14 protein-coding genes are annotated in these 13,580 nt (G+C 45.8%); 11 read left to right on the forward strand and 3 right to left on the reverse strand.

Annotation, left to right across the window (positions count from 1 at the left end; all coding sequences use genetic code 11):
* Positions 1-18: 18 nt before the first annotated feature.
* Together ACAY30_RS13435 and mutM are read left to right on the forward strand one after the other, a co-directional pair.
* Complete coding sequence (locus ACAY30_RS13435; RefSeq protein ID WP_290251657.1) at positions 19-1,953, forward strand: M48 family metallopeptidase; 1,935 nt, start codon at positions 19-21, stop codon at positions 1,951-1,953.
* Positions 1,954-2,025: 72 nt separating this feature from the next.
* A complete protein-coding gene (mutM, locus tag ACAY30_RS13440; RefSeq protein WP_290251656.1) occupies positions 2,026-2,841 on the forward strand; it encodes a bifunctional DNA-formamidopyrimidine glycosylase/DNA-(apurinic or apyrimidinic site) lyase in 816 nt (271 codons plus the stop codon).
* Here mutM and coaD read toward each other — a convergent pair.
* Entirely contained in the window at positions 2,838-3,335 is a 498-nt protein-coding gene (gene coaD / locus ACAY30_RS13445) for a pantetheine-phosphate adenylyltransferase (protein WP_290251655.1), read from the reverse strand. The two genes, mutM and coaD, sit on opposite strands and share 4 nt — an antisense overlap.
* A gap of 197 nt (positions 3,336-3,532) precedes the next feature.
* Here coaD and ACAY30_RS13450 point away from each other — a divergent pair, with 197 nt between their 5' ends.
* Positions 3,533-4,192, forward strand: coding sequence for a TetR/AcrR family transcriptional regulator (locus ACAY30_RS13450; RefSeq protein WP_290251654.1), 660 nt, complete (start codon positions 3,533-3,535; stop codon positions 4,190-4,192).
* A gap of 105 nt (positions 4,193-4,297) precedes the next feature.
* On the opposite strand, the gene ACAY30_RS13455 is transcribed toward ACAY30_RS13450, so the two are convergent.
* The gene (locus ACAY30_RS13455; protein WP_371189932.1) at positions 4,298-4,975 is read right to left on the reverse strand and encodes a 3-deoxy-D-manno-octulosonic acid kinase; all 678 of its coding nucleotides are present in this window, start codon (positions 4,973-4,975) and stop codon (positions 4,298-4,300) included.
* 173 nt (positions 4,976-5,148) lie between these two features.
* Here ACAY30_RS13455 and ACAY30_RS13460 point away from each other — a divergent pair, with 173 nt between their 5' ends.
* The gene (locus tag ACAY30_RS13460; RefSeq protein WP_290251652.1) at positions 5,149-6,186 is read left to right on the forward strand and encodes a glycosyltransferase family 9 protein; all 1,038 of its coding nucleotides are present in this window, start codon (positions 5,149-5,151) and stop codon (positions 6,184-6,186) included.
* Positions 6,187-6,268: 82 nt separating this feature from the next.
* Here the strand turns inward: ACAY30_RS13460 and waaA are convergent, their stop codons facing one another.
* Positions 6,269-7,555 carry a lipid IV(A) 3-deoxy-D-manno-octulosonic acid transferase gene (gene waaA, locus ACAY30_RS13465; protein WP_290251651.1) on the reverse strand — a complete coding sequence of 429 codons (1,287 nt, stop codon included), beginning with the start codon at positions 7,553-7,555 and terminating at the stop codon, positions 6,269-6,271.
* A 275-nt stretch (positions 7,556-7,830) separates the two neighbouring features.
* On the opposite strand from waaA, the gene ACAY30_RS13470 reads away from it, so the two are divergent.
* The 7 genes from ACAY30_RS13470 to ubiA all read left to right on the forward strand — a co-directional run bounded on the left by ACAY30_RS13470 (position 7,831) and on the right by ubiA (position 13,548).
* Positions 7,831-9,024, forward strand: a complete 1,194-nt coding sequence (locus ACAY30_RS13470) for a glycine C-acetyltransferase (RefSeq protein WP_290251650.1) — start codon at positions 7,831-7,833, stop codon at positions 9,022-9,024.
* 14 nt (positions 9,025-9,038) lie between these two features.
* Positions 9,039-10,064: an L-threonine 3-dehydrogenase gene (tdh, locus tag ACAY30_RS13475; protein ID WP_290251649.1), complete on the forward strand. Its 1,026-nt coding sequence runs from the start codon at positions 9,039-9,041 to the stop codon at positions 10,062-10,064.
* A gap of 128 nt (positions 10,065-10,192) precedes the next feature.
* A complete protein-coding gene (glpE, locus tag ACAY30_RS13480; protein WP_290251648.1) occupies positions 10,193-10,510 on the forward strand; it encodes a thiosulfate sulfurtransferase GlpE in 318 nt (105 codons plus the stop codon).
* A 6-nt stretch (positions 10,511-10,516) separates the two neighbouring features.
* Positions 10,517-11,374 (forward strand): rhomboid family intramembrane serine protease GlpG, encoded by an 858-nt coding sequence (gene glpG, locus ACAY30_RS13485; protein ID WP_290251647.1) that lies wholly within the window; start codon positions 10,517-10,519, stop codon positions 11,372-11,374.
* Positions 11,375-11,378: 4 nt separating this feature from the next.
* Positions 11,379-11,954, forward strand: a complete 576-nt coding sequence (locus ACAY30_RS13490) for a chorismate lyase (RefSeq protein ID WP_290251646.1) — start codon at positions 11,379-11,381, stop codon at positions 11,952-11,954.
* Between the two features lie 137 nt (positions 11,955-12,091).
* A complete protein-coding gene (locus ACAY30_RS13495) occupies positions 12,092-12,502 on the forward strand; it encodes a DUF3718 domain-containing protein (RefSeq protein ID WP_290251645.1) in 411 nt (136 codons plus the stop codon).
* Positions 12,503-12,732: 230 nt separating this feature from the next.
* On the forward strand, positions 12,733-13,548 hold the full coding sequence (gene ubiA, locus ACAY30_RS13500; protein ID WP_371189933.1) for a 4-hydroxybenzoate octaprenyltransferase: 816 nt from the start codon (positions 12,733-12,735) through the stop codon (positions 13,546-13,548).
* The last annotated feature ends 32 nt before the right edge of the window (positions 13,549-13,580 follow it).

Consider the following 13,580-nt stretch of genomic DNA (forward strand, 5'->3'; position numbering starts at 1 on the left):
TTTACAGAGTAGTATCCAATGGATTTTTTTCAGGCTCAACAAAACGCTCGACGCAAAACAGCGCAGTTAGTTTTCTTGTTTGTGGCCGCGGTAGTCAGTTTAATAGTCATGACCTACACAATGGTGATGGCATTGCAGGCGTTCTTGGTTAAAGATGCCAATCAGTATTTCAGTTGGCAGTTAGTGAGCGCCCAATTTGATTGGCACGCTGCTATTTTTGTCGCCTGTATCGTGAGTCTGATTATTTTTTCAGGTAGCGCCTACAAAAGTATCAGCTTGGGGGCCGGTGGTAAAAAAATTGCCGAGCTGTTAGGTGGTAAACGGATAACCCATGACACCCGAGATAGCAAAGAAAAACAATTGCTAAATGTCGTTGAGGAAATGGCTATCGCCTCGGGGACTCCTGTGCCTGGTGTGTATGTACTCGATGACGAACACGCGATTAACGCCTTTGCTGCTGGCTATCGCACGTCTGACGCTGTAATTGGCGTCACCCGAGGGTCACTTGATTTACTTTCGCGCCAAGAGTTACAAGGGGTTATTGCCCATGAGTTTAGTCACTTACTCAACGGTGACACACGCCTTAACATGCGCCTGATCGGTATATTACACGGTATCTTGATTATCGGTTATATCGGCTATTATTTGCTGCGCACGATTCGCGGCAATGACAAGAATGCTGGCGCGATTTTGGGATTGGGCCTCGCTTTAGTTGTTATCGGCTTTAGCGGTAATTTTTTTGGTGGGTTAATCAAAGCCGCAGTCAGTCGCCAGCGCGAGTACCTAGCTGATGCCAGCGCGGTTCAGTTTACCCGTAGTAAAGAGGGCATAGCCGGCGCGCTGTCCAAAATTCGTCAATCCCAGGTCGGCTCTCAATTGAGTTCACCCCTGGCGCCACAAATGAGTCATGCCTACTTCAGTCAAGGAGTAAGTACATTTGTCGACTCATTGTTTGCCACTCACCCGCCTCTCGCTCGGCGTATCAAGCGCATATCGCCACATTTTGAAATTCAGCAAAAAATCAACCGACAAAACAAGGCAGAACGTGCGCAGCCACAAACAGCTGAAAAAACTCAGGATCAAGCGACAGATAACAGGCAACGCGGTGAAACCTTGGTCAAAACCATCACCGCGGCTGCTGTTGCTCAACAAGCAATCGACAGCATAGGACAAATAAGCGATCAACAGCTTGATTACGCCCATCAATTATTATTGGAAATGCCGGTCAATGTACTTGACGCAGTGCGCAATCGAGTTGGTGCACAAGCGGTTATTTACGGCTTATTACTCGACTCCAAAAGCGACATTAAGCAACGCCAACTCAACTATTTGCAACAACACTGTTCCACCGAATTGACCTCTCAACTGCACGCTATCGATCACACCTTGGCGACACTACATCCGCGTTTTCGCTTGCCGTTGATTGATATGAGTATTCCTTTATTGCAAACACTGGCAGAGAATCAATATCGAGACATGCTAACACATATGCAAGTGTTGATTGATAGCGACCAACACGTTGCCCTGTCTGAGTGGGTATTACTGCGTATGATTCGCCGTCACGTCGGAGGGGCGTTTGAAAAAGCCAATCGCGTCGATAAGCAACACACGCCAAGTCAGTGCTATCACAGTGCCGAGGTATTATTTAGTGCTCTACTGCATCACTTGGTCGACGATCAACAAGAACAACAGCGCTTGCTACCGCTGATCAAACAAACGGCAGAAATGCCAGAGCTCAACTTGTTGAGCAAAACACAGTGCCAATTTAACCACCTTGATCAGGCGTTATCTCAATTAGTCAATTTACAAGTGCAAGCCAAGCCAAATATTTTAAAAGCGTGTTTGTTAATTGCGACTAGTGATAAACTGTTTACTCACCAAGAAATGGAGCTGGTTCGTGCGATTGCCGATACGCTTGACTGCCCTATGCCGCCGAATTTATCTGCAAATTAACCACGATCAGCCAGTAACCCAAAATCGATATAATGGCGTGATGCCAAAGCTGGAACGCCACATTTACATACTATGCCTGAATTACCTGAAGTAGAAACCTGTCGCCGCGGCATTGAACCGCACCTTTTAAATCAAACCGTGAGCCAAGTGATTGTGCGCAATTACAATATGCGCTGGCCTGTCAGTGACGACATCACTGAGCTCGAAGGGTTAACCATCAATAGCATCACTCGCCGAGCTAAATACTTGTTATTGGCGACTGAGAAAGGCACCTTATTATTGCATTTAGGTATGTCTGGTACATTACGCGTATTACCTAAGCAGGCCGCCGTTAATAAACACGATCACTTTGATTTGGTATTCGCCAACGACAAGATATTGCGCCTTAACGATCCGCGACGCTTTGGCGCCGTGCTCTGGCTGACCGGCGATGTGAGCCAACACCCGTTACTGGTAAAGCAAGGACCTGAGCCCTTGTCCGCTGATTTTGATGGTGACTATCTCTACCAAAAGTCTCGCAATAAAACCGTGGCGATTAAAACCTTTATTATGAATAACCTCATCGTCGTCGGCGTGGGGAATATTTACGCCAACGAAAGCTTGTTTAAGGCTGGCATTAAGCCCACATTAGCAGCGGGGAAGCTATCCAAAAAGCGCTGCCAAAACCTAGCCGATGAAATCAAATTGGTCCTTGAGAAGGCCATTGAGCAAGGCGGAACAACATTGAAGGACTTTACCCAAGCCGATGGCAAACCGGGTTATTTCGCTCAATCGCTGGCGGTATATGGTCGCAAGAATTTACCCTGTATCACTTGCCAAACGCCGCTGAAAGAAATCAAACAAAGCGGACGAGCTACAACCTTTTGTCCACAGTGCCAAGCCCGCTAACGGTGCTTGGCTTTATTGTATAGGGTTTGATCAAGCATCTGCTTCACATGCGGATGGACAAATTCAGATACATCGCCACCGTGCAGCGACACCTCTTTGACGAGGGAGGAAGAGATAAATGAGTTTTCTTCTGCTGGAGTTAAAAATACGCTTTCTAAATCCGGATATAAACGACGGTTCATATTCGCCAATTGGAATTCATATTCAAAATCTGAGACGGCGCGTAAGCCTCGTATTAACACACGAGCCTGCTGCTCCTTGGCAAAGTCAACCAACAATCCGGAAAAGCCCACGACGGTAACATTAGCTAAGCTATTAGTGACTTGTTCAATCATTGCCACTCGCTGATTCAGATCAAACACAGGTTGTTTACTCGGACTGGCGGCGACACCGACAACAACGTGTTCAAACAGTTGTGCCGCACGTGCAATCAAATCTAAATGACCATTGGTGACCGGGTCAAATGTACCCGGATATATCGCTTTGTTACTCATTTTTCACTACTTATATCTTGATGATTTTGCCATTTTAGCCTGTCTCGCTTACAAAGCAAATGCAGATACAAATTAAAGCATATACTCAAAAATGTTTCTTTTGTTAGTAAATTGGTAGTATGATGATATCACTGTGTAAACTTTCTTTCACCGCGACATTTATCAATGTCAGGCAGACAACAAGAGCTTTGCGAGAAATGAAAACAAGAGATAAAATTATTCACGCTAGCATCGAGCTATTCAATGAACAAGGTGAACGCAATATCACCACCAATCACATTGCCGCCCACCTCGGTATTAGTCCGGGTAATTTGTATTACCATTTTCGCAACAAAGAAGACATCATTGACACCATATACAGCGAATATGCCGACGACTTAATCTCGCAATTTGAAAACTTGAAAGATACCGAAGATCCGCTAGACAGCATTCTATTGTACATGGATATCGTGTTCCAATTGATTTCCAAGTTTCGCTTTTTCTATTCCAACTTACCGGTATTACTTGCCAAGAATCCGGCGTTGAAGAAGCGCTTTAGCGAAATACAGCGACAAATCAAACAACGCGTACTGAATATGCTGCACTCACTAAATGATGCCAACATATTAGACATTGCCGAAGATGAATACGAAGATTTAACGTGTTTATTGCGCTTAACCACCACATTTTGGTTAAGTTATTTGCAAACTCAAGTCGATGACGAACCTGAAATAAATGACCAACGCATTTATGAAGGCTTACTTAAAATATTTGCTCTGTTGAGCCCCTATGTCACCAACGATGCACGCGATGCCTTTGAAACCGCTCGAGGCAAATACAAAAACCTATTACAACAGGCGATGCAGGAAGAAAGCTAAAGCGTCCGCTTGTAGACTGTTTATGGCGTTCGTCGCCGCGCGTTAACGGCGCCCTTAGCGATGGCGCCAGCATCTGTTTTTGCGCAAGTAGTGGCGGTGACGTAGTCAACCTTGCTGATATCCCTGCACTAGCGATTGCCAATTTTGCTCGGTAAAATTAAAGTTGGTCAATTGCGAGCGCTCTTTGACAAACGATCGGTGCAAGCGATCCAGGTTTTGCTGCTGCCACGCCCCTTGCTCGGGCATTTGTTTGCCTTGGTCAAAATCAATCAACCAGACTTTAGCATTGTTGTCCAACATGATGTTGTGCGCATTCAAATCGTGATGATAGATACGCTGTTGATGAAAGCGCTTAATGCATTGGCCAATGCTGAGCCAAGTATCATGATCTAACGCTTGTTTACTTAGAATCGCAACCAAGTCTTGGGCATCTCTAATCAGCTCAATTAAAATATCTGCGCGATACGTCAACCCTTGCTGTTGTACTTTAATAGCCAGCGGTTTAGGCGCCGGCAAATGTAATGTTTGCAGTGTTTTTAGCAACACAAATTCGCGCGCTGCGCGGGTGTTCATTAACCCTGCAAACACATAGCTGTCGTTGACGAGCTTACCGATTAAACCGCCGCGATAATAATGGCGCAACACCATATTGACGTTCTGATGTTTAACAAACCAAGCAGTCCCCCTACCGGTGGACGAACCCAGAACTGCATCGCGCTGTTGCCAATACTCGGGATCAAACATGTCGACGCTAAAGTCACTGAGCAGTTCAGCATCATACAAACAGGTGATGTTGCCTTGTTGAGAAAGATTTATGCCTGAATGTTTTACAAATCTCGCTAGGTTCAAGATAATAAGCCTTTAAGTAAGCGCTTGCTGTTACGTGATATTCTCTAACGAGGGAAACACGCCGAGGTGCAAGCACGAGTTTTAACATTAATTGTGGTGAATCCTTTATGGCGGGTCAACTTCCAACTGAGCCAAAATCTCTGTGTATTTTAAGACTGTCAGCAATTGGCGATGTTTGCCATGCCGTTGCCATGGTACAACAAATTCAAAAGCAATATCCACAAACGCAAATCACTTGGGTCATCGGCAAAGTTGAGCATATGTTGCTAAGCGGCTTACCCGGCGTTGAGTTTATCGTATTTGACAAGTCTAAAGGTTGGCGTGGCTACCGACAATTGCAACAGCAGATGTCAGGCCGACGCTTTGATGTATTACTGCACATGCAAGTAGCGCTAAGAGCGAGTATCGCCAGTCTTTTTATACCTGCCAACGTCAAAATCGGCTTTGACAAAAGTCGCGCCAAAGAAGGGCAATGGTTGTTTACTAATCACCAAATAGACGCACAAAGTGAGCCCCATGTATTAGACGGCTTTCTCAATTTCGCCAAAGCCATTGGCGTCAAAACGAGCGAACCGAGTTGGTTGATGCCTTTTGGCGACGAAGAAAGGCAGTGGACTAAGCAGCATATCAGTCAAGACAAACTGTACTGTGTTATTGCGGCGGCGGCGAGTAAAGCTGAGCGAAATTGGCATGCTAAAGGCTACGCAGAAGCGGCTGATCACATGGCCAAGCAAGGCTATAACGTGGTGTTGTGTGGTGGGCCAGCAGAGTTGGAAAAACAGTTGGCGCGTGATATTGAAGCGTTAACTGAGTGCTCACCGATTAATCTCGTTGGCAAAACCAACCTCAAGCAAATGCTAGCGGTACTAGAGTCGGCCAAGTTGGTGATTGCTCCAGACACTGGCCCTGCACATATGGCAACGGCGGTGAACACCCCTGTTATTGGTCTGTATGCTCATTCTAATCCAAAGCGCACAGGTCCGTATTGCGATCAAAACTTAGTTGTTTCTGTTTATGAGCAATGTATCGAGCAACAACACGGCAAAACCAGTGCTCAATTGCCATGGGGAATACGCGCTAAAGGCAATTTAATGGATAACATACACATTGACATGGTTACTGATGCCATCGAGAAAGCTCTTTAGTTGACCTGCCTAACGTCTGTCGATGGCGCTATTTACCTCATCCAGTGCTCGCTCTGCGCACCTGCTTGCGCAGCGAGCTAAGTCACTGACTGAGTAGGTTAGCCAACACCTCGATACTTTGCTGCGTTGCCCCTTGATTCGCTGTCACCACGCGTTGTGCATTACGGCCTAAATCAGAGCGCAAATGTGTGTCGTTAAGCAAGTGAAATAAGGTACTCGCTAGTTCTTCGTTGTGAGCTAACTGAACAATACCACGCCCATCAATGAGCTGTTGATTAACCTCTTTGAAGTTGGCCATATTGGGGCCGACAACAATTGGTTTGGCAAACAACGCTGGCTCTAATGGATTGTGGCCTCCTATCGCACTAAAACTTCCGGCGACAACACATATATCGGCTAACGCGTAGCACGCAAATAACTCGCCTAAGGTATCAATTAGCCAAACGTCGTGCTCAACGTCGACCTGACTTTTATCACTGCGGCGCACACACTTGAAATGGTTGCGATCAATTAACGCGGCAACATCATCAAAGCGCTCAGGGTGACGAGGTACTACAATCAGCAACAAACCTGGCAACTTGTCTTTGAGTGCGGTTAAGGCTTTGAGCATTTGTGCTTCCTCACCCTGATGACTACTGCCAAACACAATAATGCGCCGAGTTGAGGGCGCCAGTGATTGTTTTAGTTCAGCGATCATTTGCTCAACATCGGTGGTCAAGCTGATATCGTACTTTAAGTTGCCACTGACAGAAACGATATCCGTCTTGGCTCCTAAGGCAATAAAATTATCCGCGTGATCACCGCTTTGGCATAGAATTTGGTCAAACTTATTTAGCGCGGGGCTGATCAACCAGGTTAACTTTTTATACTGCTTCATCGATTTATCAGACAAACGGGCATTAATCAGTAACAGTGCTATATCAGACTTAGCACAACGCTGAATCAGCGTAGGCCATAGTTCCGTTTCCATCAATACGACTGCTTTGGGGCGCAATAACTTAAAGAACAAGTGTACGCAAAAGGAGATATCTAGGGGTAAGTAGCAATGTTGTACTCGACCTTGAAACGATTTAACCACTTGAGCCGAGCCGGTCGGCGTAAACGTAGTCACTGTTATCGGTAACTCGGGGAAGCGCGCAATAACACCTTCGACAAACGGCTTAATGGCAATAACTTCGCCGACGCTTGCCGCATGAACAACAATTCCCCCGCTTTTCATCCCACTGCGCACCCAACCAAAACGCTCGCTTAATCGCTGTCGATATTCGCGATGGGTTACTGAACGCAGCAAAAAAAACACCACCAGCAATGGCGCTAATATAAAAATAACAAGTTGATAAAGGCGAAATGCTAAGCTATTGCGAGTCAAGTTATTGGCTGCCTAGTGATTAATAATACCCCCAGTATACTGATCCATTTGCGATTTTTAAATTGATTAACAGCGATGAGGTCGCTCCTAGCGCAATTTACTGGGCTATACTCTTGCATACCGGCAATTGGACGTTACATCAATTTCAACACCGTCGTGTGAGGTTCACCAATTTAGACTAGGCACTGAGCTCTTAAAAGCGTAGAATGAGCCGCAATTTCAACAGGGTACGAACTGCTTTTCACACCCTATTACAACAAGTAACTGAGGTTTAAATGTCTGCAAATTTCCTCAATCACCTGCAACAACAAATTGATCAGGTAAAAGAAGAAGGTTTATATAAATCCGAACGCGTTATCACCACGGCACAAAAGGCGAATATCGCGGTAAGCAGTGGCGAGCAAGTCATTAACTTTTGCGCCAATAACTATTTGGGCTTAGCCAATCACCCAAAACTAATCGACGCTGCTAAACAAGGTTTAGATCACCACGGTTTTGGCATGGCGTCGGTGCGTTTTATTTGTGGTACGCAAGATATTCACAAAACCTTAGAAAACAAACTTAGTGCATTTTTAGGCACCGAAGATACTATTTTGTACTCATCGTGTTTTGATGCCAACGCCGGTTTGTTTGAAACCATTTTGGGCCCTGAAGACGCGATTATCTCTGACGCTTTAAATCACGCATCAATTATTGACGGTGTGCGTTTGTGTAAAGCAAAGCGCTTTCGTTATGCCAACAATGACATGGCTGATTTAGAAGCTCAATTGATTGCCGCTAATGAAGCGGGTGCGCGTTATAAGTTGATCGCTACCGATGGCGTGTTTTCGATGGATGGTGTTATCGCCAACCTCAAAGGCATCTGTGATTTAGCTGACAAATACGATGCCTTGGTTATGGTTGATGACTCGCATGCTGTTGGCTTTGTTGGTGAACACGGCCGTGGTTCTCACGAGTATTGTGATGTTATCGACCGAGTTGACATCATCACTGGTACGCTTGGTAAAGCCATGGGTGGCGCTTCAGGGGGTTACACCTCAGGTAAAAAAGAAATCGTTGAATGGCTACGTCAACGCTCACGCCCGTATTTGTTCTCTAATTCACTAGCACCGGCTATTGTCAATGCGTCAATTTGCGTACTGGATATGCTTGCCGATGGCGGCCAATTGCGCGCCACGTTAAAAGACAATGCGGCATATTTTCGCACTAAAATGGAAGCCGCTGGCTTTACCTGTGCCGGTGCTGATCACGCCATTATTCCTGTTATGTTAGGCGACGCAAAAATTGCCGCTGACATGGCAGATAGACTATTAGCCAAAGGGATTTACGTCATTGGCTTTTCGTTCCCTGTCGTACCGAAAGGGCAAGCGCGTATACGAACCCAAATTTCGGCGGCCCACAGCAAAGCACAACTAGACCAAGCAATTAATGCCTTTATTGAAATTGGCAAAGACATGGGCATCATCTAACCGAAGGTAATGCAATGAAATCATTAGCTAAATTAAAACCACAAACCGGTATCTGGATGACCGATTCTCCAATGCCTGAAGTGGGTCCAAACGATCTGTTAATCAAAATTAAAAAAACGGCAATCTGTGGTACTGATATCCATATCTATAACTGGGATGAGTGGTCACAAAAGACCATCCCCGTACCTATGGTTGTCGGACACGAATATTCTGGTGTCGTTGTTGGCATGGGGAGTGAAGTTAAAGGCTTTACCGAAGGCGACCGCGTATCCGGTGAAGGCCATATCACCTGTGGACACTGCCGAAACTGCCGCGCTGGCCGAACCCATTTGTGTAATAACACGATAGGTGTTGGCGTCGACCGCACCGGTTGCTTCGCCGAATACTTAGTGATACCGGCGTTTAACGCGTTTAAACTGCCCGATGAAGTATCCGACGAATTAGCCAGTATCTTTGATCCGTTTGGCAATGCTGTACACACCGCTTTATCTTTTGATTTAGTCGGTGAAGACGTGCTTATAACAGGCGCTGGCCCTATTGGCATTATGGCCGCAGCCGTCGCTAAGCACGTAGGTGCTCGCCATGTTGTCATTACCGATATCAATGAATACCGCCTCGACTTGGCGCGTAAAATGGGCGCAACTCGGGCGGTAAATGTAGCTAACGAAAACCTCAACGATGTCATGAACGAGTTAGGTATGACCGAGGGCTTTGATGTTGGTCTGGAGATGTCCGGCGTGCCATCGGCATTTCACGCCATGCTCGACAGCATGAATAACGGCGGAAAAATAGCGATGTTAGGCATACCAGGCCAAGACATGGCCATTGACTGGTCTAAAGTCATTTTTAAAGGGCTGATCATCAAGGGTATTTACGGCCGTGAAATGTTTGAGACCTGGTATAAGATGGCGAGCTTAATCCAGTCTGGATTAGACATTAGTCCGATCATTACCCATCAGTTTAACATTGATGATTTCCAGCAAGGCTTCGATGCGATGTTATCTGGGAATTCAGGTAAAGTTATACTCAACTGGGATTAACGCCTAGGCTATCCAACAAGGCCAGAGCGATGCTTCTGGCCTTTTTTTATCCCTATTTCAACAATGCATAGCTGTGTTACAATCGCCATTAGATAGTGACTTTAACAACAGGCCGAGTACGAGCACCCATGAGTTTTAAACATCTACACGTCAATGACGTATATCAAAATTTAGAGCTGAATAAGTTTGTCATATTAGATATTCGCGACCCTCAATCATTTGCCAGCGGCAGGATTCCAGGTGCGATTCAATTGAGCAATGAAAATCTCGCCGACTTTTTACGCGAGGCTGATTTTGATGCACCAACCATTGTGTGCTGTTATCACGGTATATCAAGTCAACAAGCCGCCCAATTTTTAATTGGTCATGACTTTAGTGATGTCTATTCACTCGATGGTGGCTTCGACTTATGGTCTCGCACCTATCCCGATAAAATTGAACGATAACACCCGATGCAGCCGTTTGCCCATATCCAGCACAAATCTTTAGCGAAGATTTTTATCAGCTACCTCAACAGTTGTGGAATTCGAGCTAAGTTAACGACTGATACCGATAGCGATGCAGATAACGAGTCGCTCGTTCTCTGGTGTGACACCGAACACCTAGCACAAGCGCAGAGGGAATTTGAGCAATTCATCCAAAACCCAACCGCTGAGCGGTATCAGGCATCGGCGTGGCATAGTGGCGCATCTCTTGATTTATCCTCAACGGGCAGCTGGGCATCGCTAAAACAGAGTTTTATCAGCAATGCCGGCCCGTTTACACTGCTCATTTTTGCCCTGTGTTGGTTGGTGTTTATAGCCACGGTGCTAGTGTTGGGCGATAGCTTGTATCAACTGTTGCTGATCAATCAATATGGCGATTTGCAGCAAACGTTACAGCAACCGTGGCGCTTCATCACCCCGGCTGTTTTTCACTATTCACTGTTGCACATCGCCTTTAATACCATGTGGTGGTGGCAATTAGGTGGGCAAATAGAACGGCACGTCGGCAGTCGCTGGTTAATCGCGTTATTTTTGGTATCCGCCCTAATCTCCAACCTCAGTCAGTTTTTTGTCTCTGGCCCGAGCTTTGCTGGTCTGTCTGGGGTTGTCTATGCGGTATTTGGCTTTGTTTGGTGGTTTGGCTACTTAAACCCTGGTCGCGGTATCGGCTTATCACAGCCTATCATTGGCTTTATGCTGTTTTGGTTAGTGCTCGGCTTTACTGATTTTATGCCTATTAATGTTGCCAATACCGCTCACTTTATGGGCTTGCTTTGTGGCGTGGCTTTTGCTTTTATCTGTCATCAACGCAACGCCAAGGTTTAACAATATGGCAAGCTTACATTCTCAATTCCCAATCGGTCTAAATGTTAACTGGGTCAGCACGGTCGATACACCGGACGTACCCAGCCTGCAGGACTGGTTACTGGACGCCAGTTCGCTGACCGCTCGATTGCAACGACAATGCCAGAACTTTCGGGTCGAATTACTCGGTCAACGGGTCGAGCCTTGTCAAGCCCATGAAGCCAATGCAAAAATCCAACAAGGGGAACAAGTCTTGGTGCGTGAGGTAGTGCTATTTTGCGATCATCAGCCGACTGTTTTTGCTCGTAGTTTGTTGCCATTGGCCAGTTTAACCGGGCCTCAGCAACAACTAGCCGAACTCGGTGAGCGCCCTTTGGGACAAGTGCTTTTTAACGACCCGAATCTGCGCCGAGATATTGTCGAGATCGCTGAAATAGCTCCATCATTGAGGGTCTGTGAATTAGCTGCGCTACTCGATTTACAGGTAACCCACAGCCTCTGGGGACGTCGCAGTCTCTTTTACATTGGCGACAAGCCTCTTATGGTAGCCGAAGTTTTCTTACCGGGTTCAGCCGCTTATGAAAACCTAATGAAAAGCTAAAGCAAACCTCTTTATTTGTCGTTAACAATCTGAAAATAATAGTTATTTTAAAGTAAGCTGCATATTATGTTTGCATCATAAAGAATTGGTGATGGATACGTATACTCAATGATGGTTACCACATCGGAGAATATACTATGAGAGCGACCATCCCTATCTCAACCCTACTTTGCGGTTCGTTGCTGTGCTTTAACACCATTGCCGACACCCCTTCTTTTGTTGCTGGCGATGATTCGCTCGCCACTAAATTGTGTGTTTCTGCTGTCACCGACAATTTAAAAGCGACCAAAAGTCAGATTAAGCGATTGTACCGTGACATCAGTGCTCAATCACAGGTACAAACTCACCTTGCGATACAAAACATCAGTTGTAATGACGCCACATTGGTTGAGTTTACCGCGCAGTATGATGCCAACGATACATTCCGTTATCTCAACAACAAGGCGCGATCTAAATACCGCATCGACGACGTTGATATTATTGACTTAACACATGCATCAGACAGGGCTTCAGACAGAGGGGTGACCATTGTTGTTACCGCCAATTAAATACCTGCCTGACATTGCATAAGTTGGTGAGTTTGAGCATTGCACCACGCTCTATTCTCACCAAACTTGTTTACTGATGACGGTGCGCTCGTCACAGACTACCGCGATACTTTATTCAACGTAGCCGATAGGCTACTATAGCCAGCATAACAACATTTCGCTTTCACAATATCAGCACCGTTATGACTGACTTAATACCAAATTGGCACGCTATTAAACAACTTACTCGTATGGATAAGCCAATTGGCACCTATCTGTTACTTTGGCCTACATATTGGTCTCTCGTTGTTGCGGCTAACGGCTTTCCCGGCTGGCACCTTATTGCAGTTTTCACCCTCGGTGTGTTCATCATGCGCAGCGCAGGCTGTGTTATTAATGATTACGCCGATCGACGAGTTGATGGTCATGTGAAACGCACCGCCAACCGCCCACTGGTCAGTGGCATGGTTACAGAACGGCAAGCCTTAGCCTTGTTTACCGGGTTGATCACAATCGCATTTGTGTTGGTAATGACATTGTCTTGGTCGACGATCTTACTCTCACTCGTCGCTTTATTGCTGGCATTTTGTTACCCGTTTATGAAGCGTTACACACATTTTCCACAAGTGGTACTCGGTGCTGCGTTTAGTTGGGGTATGATCATGGCGTTTAATGAAATTAATGGCCAGATCACCACGGTCGCTTGGCTGTTGTTTTTCGCCAATTTAGCGTGGACTGTCGCTTACGATACGATTTATGCCATGGTCGACAGGGACGATGACATAAAGATTGGCATTAAGTCGACTGCCATTTTTTTTGCTCGCTTTGACAAACTTGCCATTGCCCTATTACAACTGTTAGCACTGACTATGTTAGTTAAAGTGGGACAATTAGAACAATTTGATGGCTGGTACTACATGGCGCTTGCTTTGGTCGCTGCAAGCTTTGTCTATCAACACCGGTTGATTGCCAATCGCGAACGCGATAAGTGCTTTAGCGCATTTCTCAATAATCACTGGGGGTTATTGATCATCCTGCTCGGTTTAATAAGTCAGTACATGTTTTAAGCGTTTTTAAAAATCTCTGCTAGGCTAATAAT

Source organism: Thalassotalea ponticola, assembly GCF_041379045.1.
In the GTDB taxonomy this organism is placed as follows: domain Bacteria; phylum Pseudomonadota; class Gammaproteobacteria; order Enterobacterales; family Alteromonadaceae; genus Thalassotalea_A; species Thalassotalea_A ponticola.

Coding starts and splice junctions, on each gene's coding strand:
- glpE (WP_290251648.1), top strand. CDS start 10,193: ATGAGTTTTAAACATCTACACGTCAATGACGTATATCAAAATTTAGAG.
- ACAY30_RS13470 (WP_290251650.1), top strand. CDS start 7,831: ATGTCTGCAAATTTCCTCAATCACCTGCAACAACAAATTGATCAGGTA.
- ACAY30_RS13495 (WP_290251645.1), top strand. CDS start 12,092: ATGAGAGCGACCATCCCTATCTCAACCCTACTTTGCGGTTCGTTGCTG.
- glpG (WP_290251647.1), top strand. CDS start 10,517: ATGCAGCCGTTTGCCCATATCCAGCACAAATCTTTAGCGAAGATTTTT.
- ubiA (WP_371189933.1), top strand. CDS start 12,733: ATGGATAAGCCAATTGGCACCTATCTGTTACTTTGGCCTACATATTGG.
- coaD (WP_290251655.1), bottom strand. CDS start 3,335: ATGAGTAACAAAGCGATATATCCGGGTACATTTGACCCGGTCACCAAT.
- tdh (WP_290251649.1), top strand. CDS start 9,039: ATGAAATCATTAGCTAAATTAAAACCACAAACCGGTATCTGGATGACC.
- mutM (WP_290251656.1), top strand. CDS start 2,026: ATGCCTGAATTACCTGAAGTAGAAACCTGTCGCCGCGGCATTGAACCG.
- ACAY30_RS13435 (WP_290251657.1), top strand. CDS start 19: ATGGATTTTTTTCAGGCTCAACAAAACGCTCGACGCAAAACAGCGCAG.
- ACAY30_RS13490 (WP_290251646.1), top strand. CDS start 11,379: ATGGCAAGCTTACATTCTCAATTCCCAATCGGTCTAAATGTTAACTGG.
- ACAY30_RS13460 (WP_290251652.1), top strand. CDS start 5,149: ATGGCGGGTCAACTTCCAACTGAGCCAAAATCTCTGTGTATTTTAAGA.
- ACAY30_RS13450 (WP_290251654.1), top strand. CDS start 3,533: ATGAAAACAAGAGATAAAATTATTCACGCTAGCATCGAGCTATTCAAT.